Origin of the sequence: uncultured Slackia sp. (assembly GCF_934630525.1) — a bacterium.
Classification (GTDB): Bacteria; Actinomycetota; Coriobacteriia; order Coriobacteriales; family Eggerthellaceae; genus Slackia.
The window spans coordinates 30,941-56,007 of record NZ_CAKTVX010000006.1 but is presented as its reverse complement, the minus strand read 5'-3'; the positions used below and the strand labels follow the sequence as shown (position 1 = coordinate 56,007).

Here is a 25,067-nt window from a genome sequence, read left to right as displayed (position 1 = left end):
ATACCACCGTCTCTTCCTGGGTTATCCCCTACTCGCAGGTTAACGATGCAACGAATGCTTTTTCAGTGTAACGCAGCGAAACCCCAGGATAAACGGGCATTTTAAGAACCGGTTCCACGCCCCCGGGCGGCTCCATCGAGACTTTCGGAAGCGGTTACTCCCTGGGTGCTGGCGGCCACGGACGAGCGAATTGCTCGCAAAAACGCCCGTTCACGCCCTCGCCGTCGCGCAGGCGACCGTCGACAGTCGTCTCAAGTTGCCCCGCGAAGTTGATGTTGAGCGCCGTCATGCGCCATTCGCCATCGGCTTCGCGCACCGCTTCAACTTCATAGAACCCGAACGAAAAACAGTCGGGAGCGTCGTCGGCCTTATACGAGTCCCACGCCTGAAACGCCGCATGCACCAACGCCTTTTCGCTCGACTCAAACAAAACCTGTTGCACACCAATAAGGTGAGACGACGTGCGCAACGCCGGCAACAACTTCCCATAGAGCTTCGCGATACGCGCGCGGCCCTTCAAAGCAGGCATGCCAGGGTTGCACATTTCCCCATCTTCCGTAAACGCAGCGCCCACGCCTTGTGCATCTTGCGCGTCAACGCAGCGCGCATAGTGTGCGAGAAGTTCTTCGACCCGCTCGCGAGCTTCAATGCGCGCAACGCGCTCCTCGAGCGAGGGACCTTCCGCAAAATGGTCCTCCGCCGATCGCAATGTGCCCTGCTCGATTTCTTTCATCGCAAACCTTCTTTCCGCCGTTTTCTTCATCGGGCCTTTGTTAGGCGGGCAGCACAATTCGTGCCATGCGCCACGCCCTTTCGTTTTCCTTGAAGGAAAGGGGCGTTTTCGCAATAACTGGTGCAGAATTCGCGCCATACGGCGAAGCGTGTTCGCCCCATGCGCCGCGAGCGGCTATACTTGCGCAGAAACCTCGGACAGTCGTTGCGGAAAGCGGGCGCGCAAGCGTCGCAGCGAGGCGCAGGGGCTGCCCGTCTATTGAGGGAGCGACCATGACCCAAACCTATTCAACCCAAATGGAAGCCGCCAAGCTCGGCATCGTCACGCCGCAGATGGCGCAGGTTGCCGAAGACGAAGGCATCGACGCCGAAATCATTCGCGAACGCGTCGCGCGCGGCACCATTGCCATTCCCGCCAACCACAACCACCCTGCGCTGCACGCGCATGGCGTTGGCGAGGGGCTGCGCACGAAAATCAACGTGAACCTGGGCATTTCCGGCGACGAACGCGACTATGAATGCGAGATGCAGAAGGTGCGCACGGCGCTCGAGTTCGACGCCGAAGCCATTATGGACCTGTCGAATTACGGCAAAACGCACGATTTCCGCCGCGCGCTCGTCGACATGTCGCCCGCGATGATCGGCACCGTTCCTATGTACGACGCCGTCGGCTACCTGGAAAAGGACCTGGCCAACATCACCGCGCAAGACTTCCTTGACGTCGTGCGTGCGCATGCCGAAGAAGGCGTGGACTTCGTGACGATTCACGCCGGCCTCAACCGCAAGAGCATCGACAGCTTCAAGCGCAGCGGCCGCATGATGAACATCGTGAGCCGCGGCGGCAGCCTGATTTACGCCTGGATGGAAATGACGGGCAACGAGAACCCGTTCTTCGAGCACTACGACGAACTGCTCGATATTCTGTACCAATACGACGTGACCATTTCGCTCGGCGACGCGCTGCGCCCTGGCTGCGTGAGCGACTCCACCGACGCAGGCCAGGTAAGCGAGCTCATTGAGCTGGGCCTTCTTACCACGCGCGCATGGGAGCGCAACGTGCAGGTCATGATTGAGGGCCCGGGACACATGGCGCTCAACGAAATCGCGGCCAACATGCAAATCGAGAAGACCCTGTGCCACAACGCGCCGTTCTACGTGCTGGGGCCGCTGGTGACCGATATCGCGCCTGGCTACGACCACATTACGTCGGCCATTGGCGGCGCGATCGCCGCGGCAAACGGCGCCGACTTCTTGTGCTACGTGACCCCCGCCGAGCACCTGCGCCTGCCGAGCGTGCAGGACGTGCGCGAGGGCGTCATTGCCTCGAAGATCGCCGCTCACGCCGCCGACCTGGCGAACGGCATTCCTGGCGCTCGCGATTGGGACGACCGCATGGCTCGCGCCCGCCAGCGCCTCGACTGGCCCGCGATGTTCGACGAGGCCATCGACCGCAAGAAGGCCGAAGAATACGTGGCGAGCACCAACCCGCACGACCCGAGCACCTGCACCATGTGCGGCGCCATGTGTTCGGTGCGCACCATGAACAAGGCAATGAAGGGCGAAAACGTCAGCCTGCTGTAGGCGAAGGGTAAAGACGAAGGCCCCCAGGAGGCACTCGACACATGCGATACCAAGGAGGCCAAGGGTTTATGCCCTTGGCCTCCTTCTTTTAGGCGAACCCACTACTCGGCAATGCCCTCGAGCGCTTCTTTCGCCGCAGCCGCGATGCGCGAAAAGTCGCCCTCGTTCGGATGGCTTTGCGCCTTGTTCCAGTTATCGATCAGCATGCGAGCCCGAGCGTTCTCGGGGTCTTTCTCAAGCATGCCCTCGTAGCGACGTTTCACGCCCACGCCCATCTTGCCTTGGCACATCGCGCCGCCGATGCACTGCGCGTCAGCGGGCAAATACGCGCGGACCCTCTCGAGAATTTGCGCGAAATACTCGTCGCTTTCACCGAAGCCGCAGGTGCCGAACAGGAAAACGCGCTTTCCCGCAAGCCCCTGAAGAAAATGCTGAACAGCGGGGCTGCACGAGCCCTTGTCGCACCAGAAGCCGACGAATACCACGTCGGCCTCGCCCGCCTGCGCGGCAAGCGTCGATGCGGAAGGCGCCGATGCGGCGGGAACCGACGCTGCAGGAATCGACGCTGCGGGGGCCGAAGCGGCAGACACCGACGCATCAACATTTGCACCCTGGCCATTTTCGGCACCTTCCACGCTTTTCGCGCTTTCGACGCCTTCTACTTTTTCGGCACCTTCTGCCTCTTCGGCACCTTCAGCACCCTCCGGCTGCGCCGATTCCGCATACGCGGCATCCAAATCGAAAGAGGTCACAAAGCGCACTCCAGCGTCAGACAATTCGCGCTGCAGCGCATCAGCCACCAATTTGGTGTTTCCACTTTTGCTGCTCACAGCCATAGAACACGTGATATTCATAACAGCTCCAATCTCTTGACACAGACACCTTACGCCGAAACGCATCGTAAGAAAACCGTGCAGCGCCTCGAGCCTCAGATGGCAGAAAACGCGACAAGGGGGCCTCTCTGCAGGCCTCACTGCAAAGGAAGAGGCTGGCAAAAGCCCGCACAGAGCAACCAAATTCAACAAAAGGCCAGGTCACGCAATTTTTCGAAAAGAAAACCGAAGAATATTTGCCCAAGAAAAGGCCCCATCGTGGCGTTTCCTGGCAGCACGTTCCCAAATTCTTGCAATCGGGCCCCATTGCGGCGTTTTCTGCCAATGCCGAAAAGAATGCATGCTTTCGGAGGCCTCCATATGCCGAGCAGAACACGCGTTTTCGATAGGCTCCCATATACCATGCAGAAAAGCATCGGCTGCCCGAGCGTGCATTTTTTTCTTGGCGCGGCTAAGCGCGCGTAAGACTAAAGTCTTAAGAAAAGAAAAAGCCGACTTCCTTAGAAGCCGGCTTTTCAAATTCAGAATGGTGCCCGAGGCGAGAGTCGAACTCGCACGTCTTTCGACAACGGTTTTTGAGACCGCCGCGTCTGCCATTCCGCCACTCGGGCGCGAAATCGAATTATACCCGATGTTCCCGAAAGCGCAAACCGAAATTTCAGAGCACGCGCAAAAAGCAACGATGCAGGCCAGGAAAACCGTTAGGACAGGCACGGAGATACCAAAGCGAGTGTCATTCGATGCGAAGACGCCGACACACGACGCCAGCCGCAGCGATTCGCAATAATGCTCAACCGCCCAGAAACTCGCTAGCCTACAATTTTGACATTGTTGGCGTACTCGCTCGCGTCATCGATATACACCGCCGCATTTTTCTTCTGACGCTGAAGTTCTTCTTCGGTGAACGTGCGCTTGACCACGCCAGGAATGCCCGCAACCAGCGAGCGCTCAGGAATCACGGCATGCTCTTTGACCAGCGCGCCAGCGGCAATAATGGAACCGCGACCGACATGGGCACCGTTCATAACCGTGGCATGCATGCCCACAATAACGTCGTCCTCGATGGTGGCGCCGTGCACGATGGCGTTGTGCCCCACCGACACGCGCTCGCCGATGGTAATAGGCAAATCGTAATCGGCGTGAAGCATGGCGTTATCCTGCACGTTGCTGTCGCGGCCGATGGTGATGGATGAGACTTCGGCACGCACCGATGCGCCGAACCATACGGAAGTGTTTTCCGCCAAATGAATATCGCCGGAAAGCGTGGCGCTGTCGGCGATGAACGTAGCTTTCTCCACATCAGGACGCATGCCCTTGAATTCAATAATCATGGTATTCCTCCCTCTTCTTAAGCACGTCGCGGCAAGAAATGAGCGGCATGGTTCACGGATGGTATCAGAACCCATTCCCCACACATATGCTCAAGTGTCCGTAATCCGATGAGCGCGACCATACCGCATTCTCGTCGGCGACAAAACGAGAAGGGCGGCTACCCGGAGGCGCCTCATGGGTACCAACGAATAGCCCGACCGCTTCGTCAGCAAACCAGTTCCAACCAAACCACCGCTTCCCCTTTTGGCCGTTTGGGACTTTGCGCGCGCACCATTTGGGCCGCAGAGTACTTCGCGCGCGCCGGTGAACGCAGCACAATCGCCTTGGAAGCCGAACTGGCGCGATGGACGCCGAAGGGAGAGCGGCTTTTGATCGCGATGCGAAAGGAAGTGATGGGAATGATGAAACCCATGACGAAGAAGATTCTGCTGGGCGCGCCCGCAGTCGCACTGTCCGCGGCGCTTGCATGCACGATGGTCGCATGCGGCGGTGGCGGCGGCGAGCAAGGCGAATCGGGCGGCGATGCTGCCGCCAGCAAATCGGCCTACGAATCCCAGAAAATCGAAGTCGAAGGCTTCACCGTCGAATCGCTCGCCGATGGCACATACTATCGCGGCGAGTTCTACGGGCAAGATGGTTTCTGGCTGCGCGTACGCATCACGAACACGAGCGACAAGCCGCTTGATCGCTTCAGCTTCACGACGAACGCCGCTCCTGGCAACCTTGAGCCGGGCGACAGCATCTTCAACACATTCACCGCGTATGTCGAAGAGATCGAAACCCCGCCGGCGGAGCTTTGCAAAGATGCCCAAACAGAGGGCAACCCGACCATCGCACCTGGCGAAAGCATTGAGTGGGTGTATTTCTGGGTCGTTGACAACAACTATTACGGACCTATTACCGTCGAATTCGAGAATGACGTATCGGGCGGAACCAACCCCAGCGTGATGCACTTCGACACCACGGGATGCGAGACCGACGAATACAAGGCAGTTAAGGAAAAGGCTGACGAAATCAAGGCTCTTGGCGGAGTCGATTTCGAAACCTATAGCGCGAAGGCTGCCGATGGCTGGACGCTTACCGAAATGGATGAGAAGCACAGCGAAGCCGAGTTCAGCCTCGATGCCGTAGATGATGCGCACGTCGACGTATACACCGCCTCCAAAGACCCGATGGGTGAAGCCAAGCTCGCCCAGAACAACATGGGTGGCGGCGAGATTGACGAAGTCGAAATCAATGGCGTGACGTGGACGCGTTTCGTCGCTACGCATGGCGCTACGTACCTGTATGCCGAAGCATCGAACGGCACGACGGTCAGCATTTATGCCAACAGTAATCTCACCTGGGAAGATGCTCTGCCCATGTTCGAAATGGTGACTTTGAAGTAACAAGACGCCGCGACCGTTCAAGTACGAATTCGACCTGTATAGCGTCATCGCCCAATAACAGCAAAGGCCGATTCCGGAAACCCGGAATCGGCCTTTTTGATAAACGCGCCGGTTTCGGCGCAGCAAGCAACAACAAAACGGCGGGCTAATAGAACAATTCCACCTCATCTTTGAGGAATTCCTCGACACCGCATGCGCCAGACGCCGCGCCGCCAACAACGATTCGTTTCGCATTCGGATGGGCAGACAGGAAATCGGCCATTCCGCTTTGGCCTTTTTCCTTGCCGCTTTTCACTTCAATAGCCGAAAGCGAATCAAAGCCCTTCGAAACGACGAAGTCGACCTCTTTCGTCCCCTCGCGCCACCAATACACGCTCAGACCCTCTTCGGACGCCCGCGCAAGAAGCCGTGCACCAACCGCCGATTCGACCAAATGGCCGCGCAAATCGGGCTCGCCCAAATACCTCGATTTTTCAATTCCCGACGATGCGGTCATAAGCGAGGTGTCATACACCATGAAATGTGGCGACGATTTTCTTCGTCTCACCTCTTTGGCATCGTATTTCTGAATGCCGCAAAGCATTCCCGCCTTATCAAGCAAATCGAGATAATGCGCAACCGTCACCGTATTGCCCGCATCTTGCAGCTGCCCAAGCATCTTGGTATACGAGAGTTCTTGCGCGGAATACGTCGCCCCAAGCCGGAAGAGCGCCCTCATGAGCGCCGGCTTGCGAATATCCTCAAGGGCCAAAACGTCTTGCGAAATCGTCGGCCCGATAATCGCTTCACGAATATACGAAATCCAGCGAGCATCATCGCTCGCAAATCGCGCTGCGCCAGGGTAGCCACCGTAATAGAGATAATCGTCAAACGAGAAGCCGAACGCCTGGGAGCATTCCGAATAACTCCAATGCGGAGAATGAATAAGCTCGAAGCGCCCCATGAGGGAATCTTCCAATCCCTTGTGCAGTAGAAGCGATGACGAGCCGCTTAGAACAACCCGAACCGGCGTGTCGTTTCGCCGATCGGCATCGTAGAGCGATTTAACGACGAGCGACCAATGGGGCACCTTTTGAATCTCGTCAACGACAAGCACCACGGGGCGCGACCCCGATCGCGTAGCATTTCTCGCCTGCTGCCACTCAACCTGAAGCCATTCTTCACTCGGAACGATGGCGTCGTCTGCGCTTATGAAAAACTGCTCCGTGTCGATTTTCACCAAAGCTTGACCGAGCATTGTGCTCTTGCCTGTTTGACGAGGCCCAACGACAACCTGCATAAGCGGGTTATTTGCTTCGGAAATCCTATCGACGATGGTTTTCACATAATGCCGCTCAAACATTCCAGAACCCACATTCTTGTCGTACTGAGTATTTTTACTCAGTACAATGAGTGATTTCAATCAGCTCGGTTACGACTTGCTGTTTGATCTGCCCTTTCATGGGAAGATCGGCGCGCGCCCGTCTCCATCGTGCCACACGTCACGCACACAGCTGGAACGCGCCTGCGCGACGGGAACGCATTCTTCTCAAATTCTTCCCCAGGAGCGAATTCGGGAGCCAGGAATAAAAAAGCAGGCCAGAACTTTTACCGTTTTGACCTGCTGAAAACTTTTGGTCGCGGGGACCGGATTTGAACCGATGACCTTCGGGCTGCAAGAGCAGCGCCGACCACCTTGCTTCTTCCTTTTTTCGGCATTTCTCGGTATACCTGGGCTTTCTTCGACAAGAGTTATTCGATACTCTCTCCCCATTTTCTCCCCGATACCTTGTTGGAGGTCATCCCCCCTATGCCAGCGTATAAAACTGGTTGGGGTCAGTTGCGGAAGACCCGTGCCACTCGAACAGCCCGCCATCACCGGAAATTCCTTTGAGGGTACGGGACGCAGGTCGGCGACGGGTTCGCTCCGTTCCCGAGGCGACCGACGGCGCACGGTACCATCGGCCACTGGAATCAAGAACGACACCGTCAACTTGCCATTCAGCAGGGAAGAACTCATGGGCGGCATCCTAAACGACGATTCCACCGCGTAGCGATGGGGCCGAATCCGAGAAAGGCCGCTCTGCAGCACGGACCTCACGGCCAACGAGGGCTCGCAGCCACAACCTCGCAGCGACGTCAAAATCGCCGAGATGAGCCAAAACCTCTGATGCCAGCAAAACGTCATTCGACTTTGGGCTTCCGCACCCCGTAGCGTTCCATTTCCTCGGGCGTCATCTTCCTCACGGTAACCGACCCCGATAGCCTCTTGCAGCGCGCGTCAAACCGCTTCGCCCATTCGCGCTGCCTTTTGCGACCGGCAGGAGGAATTTCGCATGCGCCGAGGCTTCCGCCCGTTGTTCCTTTCGCAAGCATAACGGTCCTCCGTCCATAATCGCGATTCGTCCCAACCCGAATCGCCCCAAACCATCAACTGCTCCTCAAATAAGCGAACGCGCGGCGCTGTTTGGCGTCTTGGGCCCCGATGTCCAATCGCTGTGCGAGCTCGATTTGTCTGCTCCTGAACGCTGAGGGAAACGGATAGGTCTGCGTTTTCCCGCTCATCAAATAGCACACCGTGACCGAGCTGGGATTGATGCACGTAACTATGCCAGTATGTCCATGCTTGTTCTTTACCTGCGCACCAACGAACGCCGCCCTCAAGCGTATAGACGCCTGCTCCTTCTTCAACTTTGCGCTTGACGACAAAGAAGAGCTCGAGCGCAATTTCCTTCGCTTGGCATCCCCGTCTTCAAGAAAATCGCTTCCCGCGTTATCGCGACCCTTGCAATCGCTGACGCAGGAGTCCAATGGGCGTACCGTCTCGATAACGCTATGGCCCCCTGGATACCTGTATCCATAAGTACCGCCCGTCACAATTGACCTCCGATCACCAAACGCCATTCAACCCAATGCGCATCTGTCCCATCCGATGATAAGGGCTAGCAGACGAAATATGTTGCGCAACAAATCCCTCGTCGAGCCTAGGTCGACACGGCAGTGCGCAGAATTGCGCACGCCCGACACCCCCAGCGCCCCACCGTTTAATTTGTTACGCAACAGATTTCGCAGAATATGGGATACGATGGAGGCATCCAATCGGTCCCCGTTCTTGAAGGAGAGTGCTCATGTCGTCGAACGCCAGCAATGACCGCCACCCCGACGACCGCCTTCCCGTCAAATTCGTGCGACCCCCACACAAGACGGCCCTGCCGCACTCTCATATCTGAAATCGAAGTGGATGGCATGAATCGCCTCGCGGAGCATATCCCTGTAGTAGAATCTGTGCACAATTCCGTGCATATCTCTACATCAAGGATTAGAAACAATGAACGAAAGCGAACTCAGGAAGCAGATCCTGGTTGGAAAGAAAACCGAGCGGCTTGTCTTCGCCGTGAGCCCCGAAATGAAAGCCGCAATGGAGCTCATCGCGGAAAAAAAGAGCACCAGCGTCTCTGCAATGCTCACCCAGCTCGCGACGGACGAAGTACTCGCGAACCGATCCCTGTTTGGGGAGGACTGCTAATGTCCGACGCGAAATACAAGGCGATAGACCTGTTCGCCGGAATCGGCGGCATCCGCATGGGCTTTGACCAGGCCTTCGGCAAAAGCATAGAGACCGTCTTCGCGAGCGAGTTCGACGAGCCCGCCTGCAAGACGTACCGCGCCAATTTCGACGACCCCTTCGAAATCGCGGGCGACATCACGCAAATCGACGCCTCCGAGGTGCCGGACTTCGACATATGCCTCGCCGGCTTCCCCTGTCAGGCGTTCAGCCTGGCAGGGAAGCGCAAGGGCTTCGACGACGACTACAAGGGCCGAGCGCGCGGAACCCTGTTCTTCGACACGCTGCGCATCTGCACTGACAGGGCCAACAAGCCCAAGGTCATCTTCTGCGAGAACGTGAAGGGCCTTCCCATGCACGACAAGGGGCGCACCCTCAAGACCATCCTCGGCGCGCTCAAGGAAGACGGCTACGTGCCGTTTTACAAGGTTCTCAACTCGAAGAACTTCGGCGTGCCTCAGAACCGCGAGCGAATCTATATCGTCGCGTTCAGGGAGGACGTCGCGCCAGAGGAATTCGAGTTCCCAACGCATGCGGGCCGCAAGAAGACCATCCGCGACATCATGGAAGAAGCTCCAATCAGCCCGAAATACTACCTTTCGGACACCTACATGGAGACCCTTCGGCGCCACAGGGCCCATCACGAGGCGCTCGGGCACGGCTTCGGCTACGAGATCAGGGACCTCGACGGCATCGCCGGCACCATTGTGTGCGGTGGCATGGGCCGCGAGCGCAACCTGATCGTCGACCACAGGGAGCATTCCATGGTGCCCGTGACGCGCATCAAGGGCAGCATCAATGCGGAGGACATCCGCAAGATGACGCCGCGCGAATGGGCGCGCCTGCAGGGTTTTCCCGACAGCTACAAGCTGACGCTGGCGGACACGCAGCTCTACAAGCAGTTCGGCAACTCCGTGACCGTTCCAGTCATCAAGGCGATCGCCGTTCGGATAAAGGAGGTCCTCGATGCTCAAGGGAAATAGGGGCGAATGGAGCGAGGTCTACGCCTTCCTCCGAATCCTCGCCGACGGCGAGATCAAACCAGCCGACGCCAATCTCAACGAACTCAGCGATGAGCCCGCGATCCCCGTCATAAGGGCCATCAGGGAAGAGAAGGGCGCGCCCCGCGTCAGTTACTACGTGGGCGACTTGGTGCGAGCCGAGCTCGACGGCGGCGAAACCATCGCCGAAGTCGAAACGGGCAAGTTGGCCAGCGAGGCCGCGAGCCTCTATCGCGAGATAACCTCCGCCGGCCACGCCAAGGGCGCCTTCGCCGTGCCGCTGACCGAGGAATTCATGGATGAACTGGGACTGCATACCCTCAAGGCGCCATCGGCCGACAAAGCCGACATCGTCCTCCAAATCCACGATGTGCACACCGGGTTCAGCCCTGTATGCGGCTGGAGCATCAAGTCCGAGCTCGGCAATCCCCCTACTCTGCTCAACGCGGGAGCATCGACCAATTTCGTTTTCAAGCTCGACCGCTGCAACCGCGAAATCATGGAGCGCGCCAACACGATAGACACGAAGAACAAGCTCAAAGACCGCATCGCTTTCCTCGAAAGAAGCTGCGAATTCCTCTTCGAGCGCGCGGCACACCCCGTATTCGACCGCAACATGCGCCTCGTCGACAGCCTTTTCCCGTCGCTCATGGCGGAGGCCGTGCTTCGATACTATTCGGGCGAAGGTCCAACGTGTAGGCACATCGTCGAAGGTATGGAACGAGACGACGCCCTAGACATGGGCGAGGGAATGTACGAATACAAATTCAAGAAATTTCTTTGCGCGGTCGCACTGGGCATGACGCCTGCGAAGAAATGGAACGGGCGCGACGACGCCACGGGCGGCTACGTTGTCGTGCGAGATGACGGCAAAGTGCTGGCATTTCACATCTACAACCGTGACATGTTCGAGGATTACCTGCTCGACAGCACGAGATTCGAGACGGCATCAACCAGCAGGCATAACTTTGGATGCGTTTACGAGGAAGATGGGGAGTACTTTATCAACCTCAATTTGCAAATCCGATTCAAATAAAGGCAGGTGAGCATGCAAGAAGTGGAGTGGCGGTCCTATATCGATAGTGCACTTTCAACGCAGGACCAAACGAAGATAATTCTCCATTACGATGGCAAGGACCCCATTCCTGTCAGTGCATGCACCATGGTTAATAAGGCCCTCGTCGACGACCTTTTTGAACAGGGAACACGCGCCATTGCTATTGGAGTTTGCGACTACTCTGCTGAAGCGATTGCATTCGCCCTCGGGCTATCCATACGCAATGTTCTTCTTGGAGAGAATCAAGTCGAGTATTCGACTTCGAACTGGAAGGAAGGCGACCTTGTCGGATTATGCGGAACGAATTTTACCTTCAAAGGGTTCTCCGAAGACGAATCCTTTGGACGAATGCTGTCATACACTTGTCAGCAGCGAAAAAATTCATCGCAAATCGCCTTCACGCAATCCCTCAGCCATATTCCAGGAAGAATTCAGCCCTGCTCACCGAATGCAAAACCAACAAAAAATACTGGCAAAAAGAGTGCCCTTTCATGCGCCCAGCAGGCATATAACGACTTATCACCCGGGGCAAAGCTGTTTCATGACAGAATATCCCTCTGCAACAGAGCAGTCATATTTGCGACTTCCCAATCTCCTTTCCCAAACATACCGCCCTCCCGCTTTCACAAAGGGCGTGTAACCGTAGGGGATGGCAACATTCCCATTGACCAATGCGTAAAAACCGCCTTTATTAACCAAAAAGGCGAGATGGCCGAGTATTGCTCATATGGTTTTGCAGGAACACCAGCCTTTATATCAATATGCAGAGACGATATGGGGCTAGGAGATCTGTACTGTGCACAAGAACTCATCGACGACGCAATCGAGTCCGGAAACACTCTGCCACCATGGGCCATCGTCATTGAGGCACCTGAACCTGAAGCAATTGACGAATCGTTCGCCTATATCGACGAGATACTTGATATGGATTGCGATGCGCCGATTGTTGTCTTTTGCGACGAACGAACGCTTCGCAAAAGCCAAGCCCTAGACCAGCTCGGATTCGCTAAGTTCCTCTGGACCGACAAGGCACTCACCGAGCTCGATGAAGCCGCAGCTTCTACAGCATGGCAACTGTCTCTTCGCGAAGATCGCTACGCCAATAGACTGATTCGATACGAGCCAACTAAAGACTCAGGAATTCTTTCATATACGGCAAATGCCATATATGAAGCGAACGGCAAAAGATCGGACATGAGCGAAGAAGGGAAGAAGGCCGTCGCAACCCTGAGCCGTCTTTTAAGCTGCGCCCTCAAACAAACCGAAATAGCCAGCGAGGAAACCGAACGCGAGTACGCACGCCGCATAGACAGTTCAACGAAGGTGCTTTGCGATACGGCATACGGCGCCAATTTGTCTAAGGAGGAAATCAACGCCATCTCGAATGCATCTACGCTCTTGAAGAAGGCTTTCAAGCCAGATTATTTATCTAAAGAAGAAGTCGCATACGAGAGATTTAAAGCAGCGCTTTCACGCGGCAAAAGAATCTGCCTTATCGCCTCGGACCCCATAAGCGCAAAAGAGTCCCGCAAATATTGGCAAGACGTATTCGGCGTCGAGGAGCCAGGCGAACGTCGAATTCGCGTAGTTACGCTGCGCGAATTCATGAGGAGCGCCAGCACGTCAAACGATGAGGAGGTCTTCATCTCGGGCTGGTTCAATCGAGAACTAATGGAAAAAGTTCTGCACTCCGGCCTTTCCGAAATATTCACCATTTTTCTTTATCGAGGAAGCGAAGGCACTGAGCTAGAGACTGACTGGTATCTGGACGCTGACTCATTTTGGAAAAGGCACCATAATCCTTTGCTTGCCGACACAAGGAAGACCCTGTCAATGCTCGGAATAATCCCCGACGATGCTTTTGAAGACCTTTCTGTTCAAACCAAAAGGAGGCGCGAAACCGACGCCTCCATCACGCAAATAATAGCCACCATCGAGAATGAAAGAGCATCCTTCGAGGCCGCAGCGCAGGGCGAAGAATCGCATCTTGCCCGTCCCGTGTATTTCTCCAATGGAAGCCACAAATGGCTCAGGGTTTCGACTTCCGACAATCCCCTAGAGGGAGACGCCCTCATCATTATCGACAAAGAAAGCGATGAAGCCGTCAACTGCGCCCGCAAAACGGCAGCGATGCTGCACCCAGGAGACATCGTCCTTCGAATGGAAGCAAATGGTAGTGCGCTTGATTCTCTCTGCAAGGACAATTTCGACTCATATGAAGAGGTTCTCGAGAATGCTAGATCTTGGAGAGAGCCGATTGAGAGAGCAAAAGCCAGCATGACCCCTAACGAGATCAGAAGAAGACTTATCGATGCAGGAATCTCGAAACACGAAAATACCATCAACTCCTGGATACGCGGCAGCATCAGAATCGCGCCAAATGGAGAAAACGGAAGAAAAGACATCATGGCTATCGGCGAAGCCCTTGGACATCCCTTCTCGGATGAGGAAATCAAACGGATACTCATAGCTGGCAGGATTGCCAGGGGAAAACGCATCGAGGCCGGGCGGAACATCAGCAAAAAAATTGCCCAATCATTCGTGGACGACGTCTTGAAATACGGTTTCCAAGATGCGATAGATGGTTTTGGACTAAGACACAAATCAGGGAAAATCGATCTCCTTTGCGTCGACCACGTCGGTAGCCCCCAAAGGGTTTCAGTCAATAAACTTGGTTATTACTTCGAGTAGGCGGTGCCTTATGGATTCTAAGCTAGACAATGAATTGCGAGACAGTCTCTACAAATCGATTTACGAGGAATTTGTCGGACCCCTCGACCCCTCTTCGGAGGAGGTTCTGCCGCAATGGAGCAGACCTACATCGGCATATTCCGCTGGCATACTATATCCAATTGGCTCGGAGTTCCAGGAATACGAAACCAGCAGCGACAATTCGTCGAAAAACTCGCCTAGCGAAAACGACGACTCGCCCGAAACCGAAAAAACAGGCGACAACTGCGCCAATTCCCCTGCCGACGAGGAAGAACCCGTTGCTCTCTCGAACGCCGATATGCAGTCCGCAATTAGCCTTACATTCGCTTTACGAACAGGCGACACAATATCTCTCACCATAGATGCGGCGCGATACAAGAGCGAGTTTATCAACGAATCGGCCTGCTACAAACGCATCCCAATCCATAAAACAGTCGAAAACGCCCCGCTCCCGCTGCCAGGCCGCCCCACAATCATCAACGTCGAAGAAACTAACCTTCAAATAATGCTCGTCTACCGCTATCACTTTGACAACGAAACCGTCTTTACTGGAGCACTGAGAAACGCGAAAAAGAACGCTACGGGAAACCGACCAGAATATTCCAGCTGCTATTACCAAGCAAGGCTTTCTATAAATTCAAACCTCGGTTTTGCCCCTATTCCCGCCAACGGTAGCAAAATTAATCTTTCGGCGGAAGAGAGGTCAAAAAGGCTTATTTATCGAGATGTCCTGAATTACGCAATCGGACACGGATGCGCGGCAAATTGGGAAGATGGCACAAATAGGCCCACATGGATACGAAGCGAGATTATGCCGATAGCTGAAACTCGCCCCGTGAAAACGAGCGTCGAGTCTATTCCCTCAAGTTATTTCGACATGTTCGACTTTGCGAAACAAGAACAATGGGAAAACACGGTTCATGAGCTTCGCGAGCTGTGCAACGCCTATGATAATTGGATTAACAAAATTGAGACTGAGGCAGAATCACTCCCTGCTCAATATAGCCAAGCAGCACACGACAACATTTCAAAATGCAGACACTGCCTTGAAAGAATGCGTCGTGGCGTCGAAATCCTAAAATGCAACGAAAAAGCCCGAACCGCCTTCACTCGCGCCAATGAAGCGATGCTGAGTCAGCATCTTCACTACAGCGTCGTTGCAAACGAATGCAGCGTTATCAGAGAGCCCGCTCACGGACTGAGAAAATGGCGCCCGTTCCAGATAGCTTTCCTCCTCATGAATATCGAATCCTCGATAGATAGCGCCTGCGATGACCATCAAGTCGTCGATTTGATTTGGTTTCCAACAGGCGGAGGCAAAACGGAGGCATACCTCGGACTTTCAGCCTTCGTTCTCATCTACGAAAGGCTCACTGACAGCGCTTCTGCGTGTTCGAGCATAATCATGAGGTATACGCTGAGATTGCTAACGGCGCAGCAGTTCGATCGAGCGGCATCTTTAATTTGCGCGCTCGAAACCATGCGAAAGGCCGAGCCCTCCCTTTTTGGCGAAAAGCCCTTCAGCATTGGCCTTTGGGCTGGCTCTGCGGCTTCACCAAACACTTGGGAGCAGGCCATCAAGATACGGAAAGACTTGAAAAGCGGTGCGAAGCCCGACGGAACCATCCCCGTCTCGTGCTGTCCATGGTGCGGAACACCAATGGGCGAAAAAGGCGAAGGATATCGCGAAGCTCGCGACAAGGAGGGCAATAAAATTTTGCTGTTCGTCTGCCCGAACAGCAAATGCGACTTTGGCAACAAACAGAACCCATTGCCCCTCAAAGTCGTTGACGAGGACATTTATTCCAATCCGCCGAGCCTCCTGCTCGGAACAGTCGATAAATTCGCGATGATTCCCTACAGACCAGAGTCCTACGCAATATTCGGCATCGACGCCAAGAGGCGACGAATTGGAGCGCCGAAGCTCATCATTCAAGACGAACTGCATTTAATAACGGGGCCCCTCGGGTCAATGGTCGCCCATTACGAGACCCTCGTGTCCTGGCTCTGCGAGCGAAATGGGCAGAGGCCGAAAATCATAGCGTCAACAGCCACCGTAAGCAGGGCAGCCGAGCAATGCCATGAGCTGTTTGATGTCCCTGCAAACAAAATCTTCCAGTTCCCGCCTTCGGGAATCAATCACGACGATTCCTTCTTCTCTGCCACCGATTTCGAAAAGCCTGGAAGAAGATATGTCGGCTTGTATATCCCCAACCTCTCGTATGCGACAGCGAGCATTCGACTATATTCCCGCCTCCTCTGGACACCAGTAACTTGGAATCTGCCCAGCGAAGACAAAGACGCGTACTGGACGGTTGTCGGCTATTACGGAACGACAAGGGAGCTCGGCCAGGCCGCCACATGGGCCGACAGTGACATCAAGGAGCGGCTCTTCGAATACCGAAGAGCAAACAAGGAGCTTGAGCCACGCTACCTGCGAAAATTTACAGAACTCACAGGGCGAATCGACGCGCCAGAAGTCAAAAAAGGGCTCGACGAGCTCAAAATACCTCGTGATGAGCCAGGGGCCATAGATTTATGTCTCGCGACGAACATGATATCAGTTGGCCTCGATGTTGGCAGGTTAGGCACCATGGTCGTAGCCGGCCAGCCGAAAGAAACTGCGGAGTACATACAGGCGACGAGCCGCGTAGGACGCAGCGAGACCAAGGGGATGGTATTCGTCATGTACGGAACGCAGAGGCCCCGAGACAGATCGCACTACGAGAACTTCAAGCATTACCATATGAGTTTCTATCAACATGTTGGCCCCTCCTCCCTTACGGCGTTCTCGCCACAAGTCAGGGACAGAGCCATGCCAGGCACGCTAATCGGCATGTGCAGATCTCTGACAAGTAGAGACAACGCTTACAACGACCCTCGATTGGAAGACATCAAAATAGCCAAGGGGGCAATCGTCGACCGCGTTAAGTCAATCGATGAAGACGAGGCCGTCGCAACTGAAGCCCAGATCGACGCCATCGTCCAACGCTGGCAAGACTTCACCCATGAACGCTGGGAAGAGCTCAATAGCGACAGGGAAAAGATGGAGGAGAAAACCCCGCTCATGTATGTAAGGGGAGCAACCGTACCCGAAGACTGGCAAGAGAGAAGCTTCGCCGTTCCAACCTCAATGCGAAACGTCGAGGGAGAATGCCGAGTGCAAGTTGTCAGCTATTACGATGTATCAGACGACGATGAGGAGGAGGAATAATGTCTGCACGTGGCAAATCGAGGCAAGCACCAAAGACCAAGCACGAATTCCATCTACGGAAAACCCAGCTTTTCGGACCCTACGGCGTCGGCGCAATCATGCCGTGCCCCGGCGGCGAGTCTTTAATGATTTGCGGCCTCGACGCATTCCCGTACAAATCGGGCTCGGAGATGGAAGAAGTGCGCGACCCACGCCTAGCCAAACATATCGGAGTCAGGAAACTCCTCGCCCCGCGTGAATCAACTCGCATTCCAGCCACGAGGTTTCCCCGTTGGCTATACTGCCCCGAATGCCACACCATGGTCAAATGCAGGGACAACGACCTAAAGCCCCCCAAATGCCAGAATCGCGCCTGCAAGGGATACGGTCGACGAGACCTCATCCCCGAGCGATTCATCGTAGTCTGCCCAGACGGCCACATCGACGATCTGCCTATCCTGGAATGGGTCCATCGCGGCCATGTTGACAATCCGGACAGGCATACGATAAAGCGCATCACAAAAGGCGGAACAGCCAGCCTGGCGGACATCGAATACAAGTGCTCGTGCAGTATGAGCCGAAGCCTCGCGGGAATCACCAACAAAGGCGCCTTAGCCGAAATAGGCTACCGGTGTTCTGGCAACAAACCCTGGCTAAGGCAACACGGGAATTGCACGGCAGACCCCTACGAGCTTATGGTCGTGCAACGCGGTGGCACCAATGTTTGGTACGCGGATGTTTTTAGTTCCATATTCATTCCAAGCAGGAAAGACCCCCAGTTGGTTTCCCAAGTGGAAAAAAACTACGACATGCTCAAATTAGCCACTTCGGACAAGATGCTCGACGACATGGCAAACGTCATCGCAGGAAACGATGCGGCGAAGAAAGAAGCCATCATTTCGATTTTCAATGACATGAATAAAGAGGATGGCAACGATTGCTCCGATGGCGATTTCATGGAAGAAGAGTACCACGTCCTGAAAGATGCGGCACTCAACGAGAAGTCCGTCTTCGAGGCTCGCCTCATGCCTATCGACAGCTACCGCTCCGACTACATATCGCAAGCGGTAGACAGCATAAGCCTCGTTTCGACGCTAAGAGAAACCCGCGCGCTCGTCGGATTTTCCCGCCTCCTCCCCGACCACAACGATGGACTGTCGTTTGCCGAAAGAAGAGCCCAGCTTTCAAGGAAGCGCGTCGATTGGACTATCGGGCTACAATCGATCGGTGAGGGAATCTTTCTGTCCTTCAACAAAGAAGCGCTCGAAAAATGGGCTCAGACGCCTAGTGTCAAAAACCGCTTTGCCATTATGCAGAACCGTTATGACGAGCATTGCGACAGGCAGAACAAGCCTCACGAGACTTTAAATCCGCTATATGCGCTCATACATACCCTCGCTCACGTCCTCATGCTTAGCCTCAGCGAGGAATGCGGATATTCGGCGGCATCGGTCCGTGAGCGAATTTATTGCGATAAAACCATCGACGGCAACGAACGGCACGAAAATACGCTCGGGCTTCTTATCTATACGGCGTCAAGCGATAGCGAAGGGTCGCTTGGCGGATTGGTCAGATCCGGAAAACCGGGCCGCTTCGAGAAAATCTTTGACTCGGCGATAGAAAAGGCAAGATGGTGCTCGTGCGATCCCATTTGCATAGAGTCGCCAGGACAAGGACCAGAATCATGCAACCTGGCCGCGTGCTACAGCTGCGCGCTTGTTCCAGAAACATCTTGCGAGAACGGGAATAGGCTTCTTGACAGAGGCTTGCTAGTCGGGACCTTGGACAATAACTCTATCGGCTTTTTCAAAAGCGAAAAGAGCGTCGAAGGCGCAACCCTCCAGCAAGCATTCATCCTCTCGCCAGATTTTGACGAGGGCACGGATTTGTCGAACGAAAACTTCGATACCGTTTGCCGTCAAGCCCTCGCGGAAGCAGGCTCCGAAAGTGAGAAAACGTATATAAACAAGCTACTCGAAATTGGCGAGGGAAAAGACCTTGAAATGCCTTGGTCGGACGTTCCTTTTTCCTCAATCGAAGATGACGACGCCGTCGTTGCCACGCTAGTATGGCGAAGGTCCGGGATTGCGCTTCTCGTCGGACCGTCTGCTCACGAATTCGCAGAATTGGGACTCGAGCCAAATAGGTCCTATGGCGAATACACCTTTGTTTCAATCGAAAGCAATCCCAACCCCTACGAACTCTTAGCCAGAATAGGAGAGCGATAGCATGGCCAGGATGATTCCTTCCTCTGGGCCAAGAGAGTTTGACAAGAGAAGCCAAGAGGGAAAGATTTACGAGGCGCTATCTCTTCTCGACGACGATTTCGTCGTAGTGCATTCGATGGAATTGACGTCAGTTGCCAACGGGGCATACCGGGAAAACGAAGCTGATTTCGTCCTCTTCAACAAAAAATACGGCGTAATCTGCATTGAGGCAAAAGCTGGCCAGGTGTCATATCGAAACGGCGAATGGGTGTATTCGAGCGGGCTCCCCATGAAGCATGGCGGACCGTTTCATCAAGCAAAGAACATCATGTTCCGCCTTATGGATGAGATAAGAGACAAAGGGCTCGGTGGGCTCATTGGCAAATGTAGGTTCTATTACGCGGTTTGGTTTCCATCTTTGAGCAACGGCCAGATACGGCAAGTCAACCTTCCGAGCGAAGCCAAGGCAGACCTGATATTGACAAAAGACGACTTATTCGACCCGCTACCAAAAATCCAAGAGATATTTAAGCTAAACCAAGATCGAAATCAGGAACTGGACGACGACGAAGCAAGCACCATTATCGAGCGAATCCTCTGCCCTTCTTTCGATATCGTGCCTACAGCCAGAACTCGGTACGACTTCAATGATGTCTCTTTCGCCAGGCTGATAGAATCTCAAATTCGCATCCTGGACTTTCTTCAAGAGCAAAGATTCGCTGTCATAAATGGCGTGGCAGGTTCGGGAAAGACTCTAATCGCAATCGAGCAAGCAAAACGGATGTCGGCCAGCGGAAAGCAGGTTTTATTCCTGTGCTTCAACTTGCTACTTGCGCAAAATATCAAGGGCAAATTGAGCAGCTACTCCAACATTGACGTCTTCACCATCGATGGCTTCTGTGCATTGGAGTGCGGTAAGGAGAACTACAACAACTATGCCCTCCTTGAAGAAAAACTCCTGGAAAACCCTGCAGCCTTTCAATATTCGCACCTGGTGATAGACGAAGGGCAGGACTTCGGGATAGCTATGTACAATCGCGGCAAAACAGATAGAAACAGCCTACTTGAAGCATTCAAGCTTGTGCTTGAGGAACGAAGCAACTCAACCCTCTACGTCTTTTATGACAAGTATCAGCTTATTCAAGGATCAGAGCTTCCAAACTTCATCAACGAGGCGGAATGCAAACTTACGCTCAAGGTCAACTGCCGCAATACGCAAGAAATCGCGAAGTGCTCCATGGGGTCAATATCCGAAGAGAAAGCATGCGAATCCATGCCAGGAACACCCGAGGGAAGGCATCCAACGGTTTTCTATTCAAAGAATCCCATGGAACAAGAAGGGAAAATTGACCAATACATCGAAGACCTGAAAAAACTCGGCCTTACCGATATCATAATTCTCACGTGCGACACCGAGGAAGGAAGCGTCTTCGCGAGCACGGGAGCACTTCGCAAGGGCGAAGATGGAACGAAATGGAAGCGGAGCAACGTTCCATTTACGACATGCCGAAAATTCAAAGGGCTCGAAGCAGACGCCGTGATATTGGTCGACGTGAGCATGCGAACTTGGGCCGAGGAGCATTCTTGCGAAAACAGCTGCACACGGCGTCCAGGATTGCTGTTTTACACTGGTGCCTCAAGGGCGAAACAAGAGCTGAGAATCGTGTGCAACATGAGTGAAGACGATTTCGGGGAAACCATAGCAGCAATGGGAATCCGGGCACGAAGAAGGCCGTTTAACGAATTCAAGAAAAAGGTGAATGCCGTCGTTGGATAAAACTAGCCCGACAACTGTAGTCGTGCAAGCCGCTCGGAAATAATTCTTCGTAATATGAAGGAAATATGAATATGGGTCGAAAAATTCTTTTTTGAGAAATTCGACCCAAAAACAGGGTTTTCCACATGGCAAACAAAAAAGCAGGCCAGAACTTTTACCGTTCTGACCTGCTAAAACTTTTGGTCGCGGGGACCGGATTTGAACCGATGACCTTCGGGTTATGAGGACAGCGCCAACTGCCCCGTTTGCCCCTTTATCTTTGTATATCTTAATACATCAGGGCTTACTTTCGTAAAGATTGCCCAAGATTCTATCCCCATTTTCTTCCCGATGCCTTGCCGGGGCCCATTTCTTCTCCCATTTTTCTTTTGCTAGAGAGCCTTTTATTGGGCCTCCCCTTTTATGAAGATGACACAAATGACAGAAATGACGGGAAACGAGTCCATGGGACCATGACGTCATATCGCCCCACACCGCGCATCAATGCGTTAATAGCGCATCGCCTTCCAAGCAAAGCAACACAACCCATCGCGACGCGCTTCGCCGAAGACGCAGTGCGAGGTGTGACAAAGGTGTGACAAAGGTGTGACACGGGGTGTGACAGAGCCGAAAGGCGTCAAGGCCTTATTCCTTTCGGAGGGCGTAGAACTGCCAAGGGTCATTCGGACCCGATCCGTGCCATTCAAAAATCCCCGCCTCGCCCGCCAGGCCCTTGAGCACGCGGATCGCGGTGCGCTTGCTGCGGCCGATGTGATCGGCGAGTTCCGCCGCCGTAACCTTGCCATTGGCGAACGCGAGCCGCACGGCGGCGAGCTCGTATTCGCCCAGCGCGGCAAGGGATTCCGGCGACAGCCTGTCGTCCAGTGCCTCGCGACGCCTGACGCTCCTCGCCACGATATTGTTCTCGAGCGTGAGCTTGACCTTCGCATTGTCGGGCTCCGAGTACGTCGGCGCATTCAGGAGCATATTTTGCATTTCGCTGTAGATACGGGGTATGCCCTCGTTGAGCTCGCGAACCCACCCAAATTCGACGAGCGTGCGGGCGATGCGCGGGTTTCGCGAGTAGCGCGTCTCGCGCATGTTGTCGAGCGTCACGATGTTGGGCAGCGCTCCCGGGCTCACGATTTCCAGACGGTCGTCGAACATCGAGACGCGCACGTAGTCGCCACGGAAGGCGTAATCGCGGTGCGTCACGGCATTGACCAGGCCCTCGAACCACGCGAACTCCGGATATTCGGGCACGGTCTGGAATTTGCCGTCGGGACCGAGGAATTGGAACTCGCGAAGCATGCTTGAAATGAGCGCGTACGCCCCCTCGATGACCTTGGGCAGCGGGCCGCAGAACGTGCGCTCCTTTGTGATGTTGAGCCGCTCGCCCGTCTCCATCCTCACGCCGTCGTAGCGCAGCACGCGCACGCGCGCCTGCGGCATCATGGCCGAGGGGTCTTGGGCGAAAAGCAGCGCGCCCGCGACCGTAAGCTTGCCGTCCCGCATGAACCGTCGGCTCCTGAGCACCTGCTCGTCGGATGCTTCGGTGCCGAGCGATTCCTTGTATCGACCGAGCGCTTCGCGGTCGATGTCGTCGATCGAGGAATCCGGCACGATCTCATCTTCGAAGACGCGTTGCCCCTTGTCGTATTCGAGCGCCGTGACCTGTTCGCGCGTCAGCTTGACGCTCTTGTCGTTCTGGCGGAGAAAAACCTCGCCGTCGCTTGCCCTCGATACGACATGGTTCGGCGAAGCCTCAACGTCGAGAACGAGAATCGCATCATCCTCGCCCGAAGAGTTCACCACGGGGATGCGCTCTTTATGCACGATGGGACTCGGGGAGCACGTGGCGATCGGGGCGCGCTCGAAATTCTCGATGTCGCGCGCGCCGTTGCGCTTGAAGCCCGTCACCTCGCCGTCGTCCTCGATGCCAATGACGAGCTTGCCGCCAGCGGCGTTCGCGAACGCGCTTATATGTTTGGCGATTTCCTTGTCATCCTTGCGGGCGCTTTTGCGATCGAAGTATTGGCTCTCCTTCATCGAGGAAAAGAGAGCGACGTCGTTCGTCGCTATGGGCTGCTGCATATGCGCCTCCTTCATCGTTAGACATCGACCATCATAAACCAACGGTCATGGGCGACAAACACTCGTGCAACGCAGATGGGCAACGGGGCCGTATCGCTAGAAAGGCAGCGAACCCTCCTCATTCTCAGATTACGACTTCGCATTCTCTATGCCTCTTACGAATTTCCCTTTGCTGCATTTATTCGAGGCATAGGTAACATCAATCCTGGAATCATTCGCCCAGCACGCCCCCTTCGCATAATCGTCTGGCGAAGGCGTCCATCTTTTGCAATTGGCGCAACATGCCAAGCCTCCACTCGGGGCAACCAGCTCCCCATAGCTCTTTACTGCCTGCTTAAGATGGGCGGTGTCGGTGTGCACGTAGGTTTGCAGAGACTGCATGGCCCTGTGCCCTGAGAGGCTCCTCGCGGTCTCCTCATCGGTCTTGACGTCGGTCACCATCAGCGTCACGTAGGTATGGCGCAAGCAATGGTAGCCGAAATCATTAGGAACGGGATATCTTAGGCGTGCCGATTCGAACCACCTTCCGTACGAGCGCTGCAATATATGGTTGCCGACTTTGCTCTGAACGATGGGTACGGACCGCGACCACCTCAGCCCGTTGTCGGAGTACCAGTCCCGCTGCATGCCCTTCCACTCTTCGAGCACGGCGATGAGGGCCGCGGGGCACGGAACATCGCGCGTGTCCTCGTTCTTCGTGCTCTTGAACTCCTGCTTGTCTTTGGCGAGGCTCTTCGTCACGCTAATCACGCCGCCATTGTAGTCGGACCATTGGAGCGCGAGCATCTCTGAAAGGCGAAGCCCGCAGAAAAGGCCGATCAACACGCCGACGGAACGCGCCGTGAGGTCCTCCGAGGTTATGAAGCGATACAGCGCGCGGGCGCCGAACGCGTCGAGGGCCTGCTTCTCGGGAGTGTCCCTTTTCGGCGATTTGACCTTATCGCAGGGATTCTTGTCGATGATCCCGTAATCGAGCGCCCGCTCCATTACCTGGTTCAGAAACGCGTGGGACTTCTGGACCGTCGTCCCCGAATACGCCCGGCCGTTCAGGTTTGACCTCCCACCGCTTTTCATATTCGCGTAGGCGCATTCGATGTCGAACGGAGTGATCTCCCTCAACTGCTTAGAGCCGAGGTACGGCGAGACGCGTTGGTAGCAGCTCTTGTCGCTTGACAGGGTCCGCTCCGCGAGCTCCCCCCTCTTCTTCCTCAAGTCCATGAAGGCGGCGGCGAATTCGTCGAGGGTTTTCCCCTTGTCGACGGCCCCTTCCTTCTGCGCCTTGCGCCAGGCCGGCACGTCGGACGCAACACCGCCGTGGTAGACGTAGTCGTTGATCTGCTTGAGCAGTGCTATGGCCTCTGGCTCGGAGTCCGTCTCTTCACGATAGTCGTCGTATTTCTTTTTGGCGTCGCTCCATCCAAGCGGGTATCTAATTTGATATCTTCCGGACTTCCTGAGCGAATAGCTGCCTTTATTTCGGGGGATTGTCGTCATTCGCAAAACCTACCCGACAACGAGCAAATAAGCCGCAATCGCAGCCCTGGCAAGTACCGCAAGAACGCAGAATGCCAGCCCCCAGACCAACCCAACGATTAGCGTCGAGGCCAAGACTTCTCCTACGGAACGCTCAGGATAAA

Annotated in this window: 15 protein-coding genes and 1 tRNA gene; 9 read left to right on the top strand and 7 right to left on the bottom strand. The window is 54.9% G+C overall.

Features of this window, described 5'->3' with window-relative positions:
* Positions 1-154 precede the first annotated feature (154 nt).
* Positions 155-733: a nuclear transport factor 2 family protein gene (locus Q0D41_RS06280; RefSeq protein ID WP_294376792.1), complete on the bottom strand. Its 579-nt coding sequence runs from the start codon at positions 731-733 to the stop codon at positions 155-157.
* A 272-nt stretch (positions 734-1,005) separates the two neighbouring features.
* Between Q0D41_RS06280 and thiC the strand changes: the two genes are divergently transcribed.
* Positions 1,006-2,313 carry a phosphomethylpyrimidine synthase ThiC gene (gene thiC / locus Q0D41_RS06275; RefSeq protein ID WP_294376789.1) on the top strand — a complete coding sequence of 436 codons (1,308 nt, stop codon included), beginning with the start codon at positions 1,006-1,008 and terminating at the stop codon, positions 2,311-2,313.
* A 101-nt stretch (positions 2,314-2,414) separates the two neighbouring features.
* Here the strand turns inward: thiC and bilS are convergent, their stop codons facing one another.
* From bilS to Q0D41_RS06260, 3 genes are all read right to left on the bottom strand, one after another.
* Positions 2,415-3,167 carry a flavodoxin family protein BilS gene (gene bilS, locus Q0D41_RS06270; protein ID WP_294376786.1) on the bottom strand — a complete coding sequence of 251 codons (753 nt, stop codon included), beginning with the start codon at positions 3,165-3,167 and terminating at the stop codon, positions 2,415-2,417.
* Positions 3,168-3,673: 506 nt separating this feature from the next.
* A tRNA-Leu gene (locus Q0D41_RS06265) sits at positions 3,674-3,757 on the bottom strand.
* Positions 3,758-3,955: 198 nt separating this feature from the next.
* Positions 3,956-4,477 (bottom strand): gamma carbonic anhydrase family protein, encoded by a 522-nt coding sequence (locus Q0D41_RS06260; RefSeq protein ID WP_294376783.1) that lies wholly within the window; start codon positions 4,475-4,477, stop codon positions 3,956-3,958.
* Positions 4,478-4,876: 399 nt separating this feature from the next.
* Between Q0D41_RS06260 and Q0D41_RS06255 the strand changes: the two genes are divergently transcribed.
* Positions 4,877-5,866, top strand: a complete 990-nt coding sequence (locus tag Q0D41_RS06255) for a hypothetical protein (protein ID WP_294376780.1) — start codon at positions 4,877-4,879, stop codon at positions 5,864-5,866.
* 145 nt (positions 5,867-6,011) lie between these two features.
* Here the strand turns inward: Q0D41_RS06255 and Q0D41_RS06250 are convergent, their stop codons facing one another.
* Positions 6,012-7,190: an ATP-binding protein gene (locus Q0D41_RS06250; RefSeq protein ID WP_294376777.1), complete on the bottom strand. Its 1,179-nt coding sequence runs from the start codon at positions 7,188-7,190 to the stop codon at positions 6,012-6,014.
* A 1,983-nt stretch (positions 7,191-9,173) separates the two neighbouring features.
* Here Q0D41_RS06250 and Q0D41_RS06245 point away from each other — a divergent pair.
* From Q0D41_RS06245 to Q0D41_RS06215, 7 genes are read left to right on the top strand one after another with little or no spacing between them, the layout of a single operon-like run.
* Positions 9,174-9,371, top strand: coding sequence for a hypothetical protein (locus Q0D41_RS06245; protein ID WP_294376774.1), 198 nt, complete (start codon positions 9,174-9,176; stop codon positions 9,369-9,371).
* Positions 9,371-10,393, top strand: a complete 1,023-nt coding sequence (gene dcm, locus Q0D41_RS06240; protein ID WP_294376772.1) for a DNA (cytosine-5-)-methyltransferase — start codon at positions 9,371-9,373, stop codon at positions 10,391-10,393. The genes Q0D41_RS06245 and dcm overlap by 1 nt, the downstream gene beginning before the upstream one ends.
* Positions 10,377-11,447: an HpaII family restriction endonuclease gene (locus Q0D41_RS06235; protein WP_294376770.1), complete on the top strand. Its 1,071-nt coding sequence runs from the start codon at positions 10,377-10,379 to the stop codon at positions 11,445-11,447. Before dcm ends, Q0D41_RS06235 begins: the two co-directional genes overlap by 17 nt.
* 12 nt (positions 11,448-11,459) lie before the next feature.
* Entirely contained in the window at positions 11,460-14,159 is a 2,700-nt protein-coding gene (locus Q0D41_RS06230; protein ID WP_294376768.1) for a DrmE family protein, read from the top strand.
* 10 nt (positions 14,160-14,169) lie between these two features.
* A complete protein-coding gene (locus Q0D41_RS06225) occupies positions 14,170-17,394 on the top strand; it encodes a helicase-related protein (RefSeq protein ID WP_294376765.1) in 3,225 nt (1,074 codons plus the stop codon).
* On the top strand, positions 17,394-19,601 hold the full coding sequence (drmB, locus tag Q0D41_RS06220) for a DUF1998 domain-containing protein (protein ID WP_294376763.1): 2,208 nt from the start codon (positions 17,394-17,396) through the stop codon (positions 19,599-19,601). The genes Q0D41_RS06225 and drmB overlap by 1 nt, the downstream gene beginning before the upstream one ends.
* Before the next feature lies 1 nt (position 19,602).
* Complete coding sequence (locus Q0D41_RS06215) at positions 19,603-21,357, top strand: ATP-binding domain-containing protein (RefSeq protein WP_294376760.1); 1,755 nt, start codon at positions 19,603-19,605, stop codon at positions 21,355-21,357.
* A gap of 624 nt (positions 21,358-21,981) precedes the next feature.
* Here the strand turns inward: Q0D41_RS06215 and Q0D41_RS06210 are convergent.
* A complete protein-coding gene (locus Q0D41_RS06210; protein ID WP_294376759.1) occupies positions 21,982-23,430 on the bottom strand; it encodes an ATP-binding protein in 1,449 nt (482 codons plus the stop codon).
* A gap of 129 nt (positions 23,431-23,559) precedes the next feature.
* The gene (locus tag Q0D41_RS06205) at positions 23,560-24,924 is read right to left on the bottom strand and encodes a site-specific integrase (protein ID WP_294376756.1); all 1,365 of its coding nucleotides are present in this window, start codon (positions 24,922-24,924) and stop codon (positions 23,560-23,562) included.
* Positions 24,925-25,067 lie beyond the last annotated feature (143 nt).

Coding starts and splice junctions, on each gene's coding strand:
- Q0D41_RS06280 (WP_294376792.1), bottom strand. CDS start 733: ATGAAAGAAATCGAGCAGGGCACATTGCGATCGGCGGAGGACCATTTT.
- thiC (WP_294376789.1), top strand. CDS start 1,006: ATGACCCAAACCTATTCAACCCAAATGGAAGCCGCCAAGCTCGGCATC.
- bilS (WP_294376786.1), bottom strand. CDS start 3,167: ATGAATATCACGTGTTCTATGGCTGTGAGCAGCAAAAGTGGAAACACC.
- Q0D41_RS06260 (WP_294376783.1), bottom strand. CDS start 4,477: ATGATTATTGAATTCAAGGGCATGCGTCCTGATGTGGAGAAAGCTACG.
- Q0D41_RS06255 (WP_294376780.1), top strand. CDS start 4,877: ATGATGAAACCCATGACGAAGAAGATTCTGCTGGGCGCGCCCGCAGTC.
- Q0D41_RS06245 (WP_294376774.1), top strand. CDS start 9,174: ATGAACGAAAGCGAACTCAGGAAGCAGATCCTGGTTGGAAAGAAAACC.
- dcm (WP_294376772.1), top strand. CDS start 9,371: ATGTCCGACGCGAAATACAAGGCGATAGACCTGTTCGCCGGAATCGGC.
- Q0D41_RS06235 (WP_294376770.1), top strand. CDS start 10,377: ATGCTCAAGGGAAATAGGGGCGAATGGAGCGAGGTCTACGCCTTCCTC.
- Q0D41_RS06230 (WP_294376768.1), top strand. CDS start 11,460: ATGCAAGAAGTGGAGTGGCGGTCCTATATCGATAGTGCACTTTCAACG.
- Q0D41_RS06225 (WP_294376765.1), top strand. CDS start 14,170: ATGGATTCTAAGCTAGACAATGAATTGCGAGACAGTCTCTACAAATCG.
- drmB (WP_294376763.1), top strand. CDS start 17,394: ATGTCTGCACGTGGCAAATCGAGGCAAGCACCAAAGACCAAGCACGAA.
- Q0D41_RS06215 (WP_294376760.1), top strand. CDS start 19,603: ATGGCCAGGATGATTCCTTCCTCTGGGCCAAGAGAGTTTGACAAGAGA.
- Q0D41_RS06210 (WP_294376759.1), bottom strand. CDS start 23,430: ATGCAGCAGCCCATAGCGACGAACGACGTCGCTCTCTTTTCCTCGATG.
- Q0D41_RS06205 (WP_294376756.1), bottom strand. CDS start 24,924: ATGACGACAATCCCCCGAAATAAAGGCAGCTATTCGCTCAGGAAGTCC.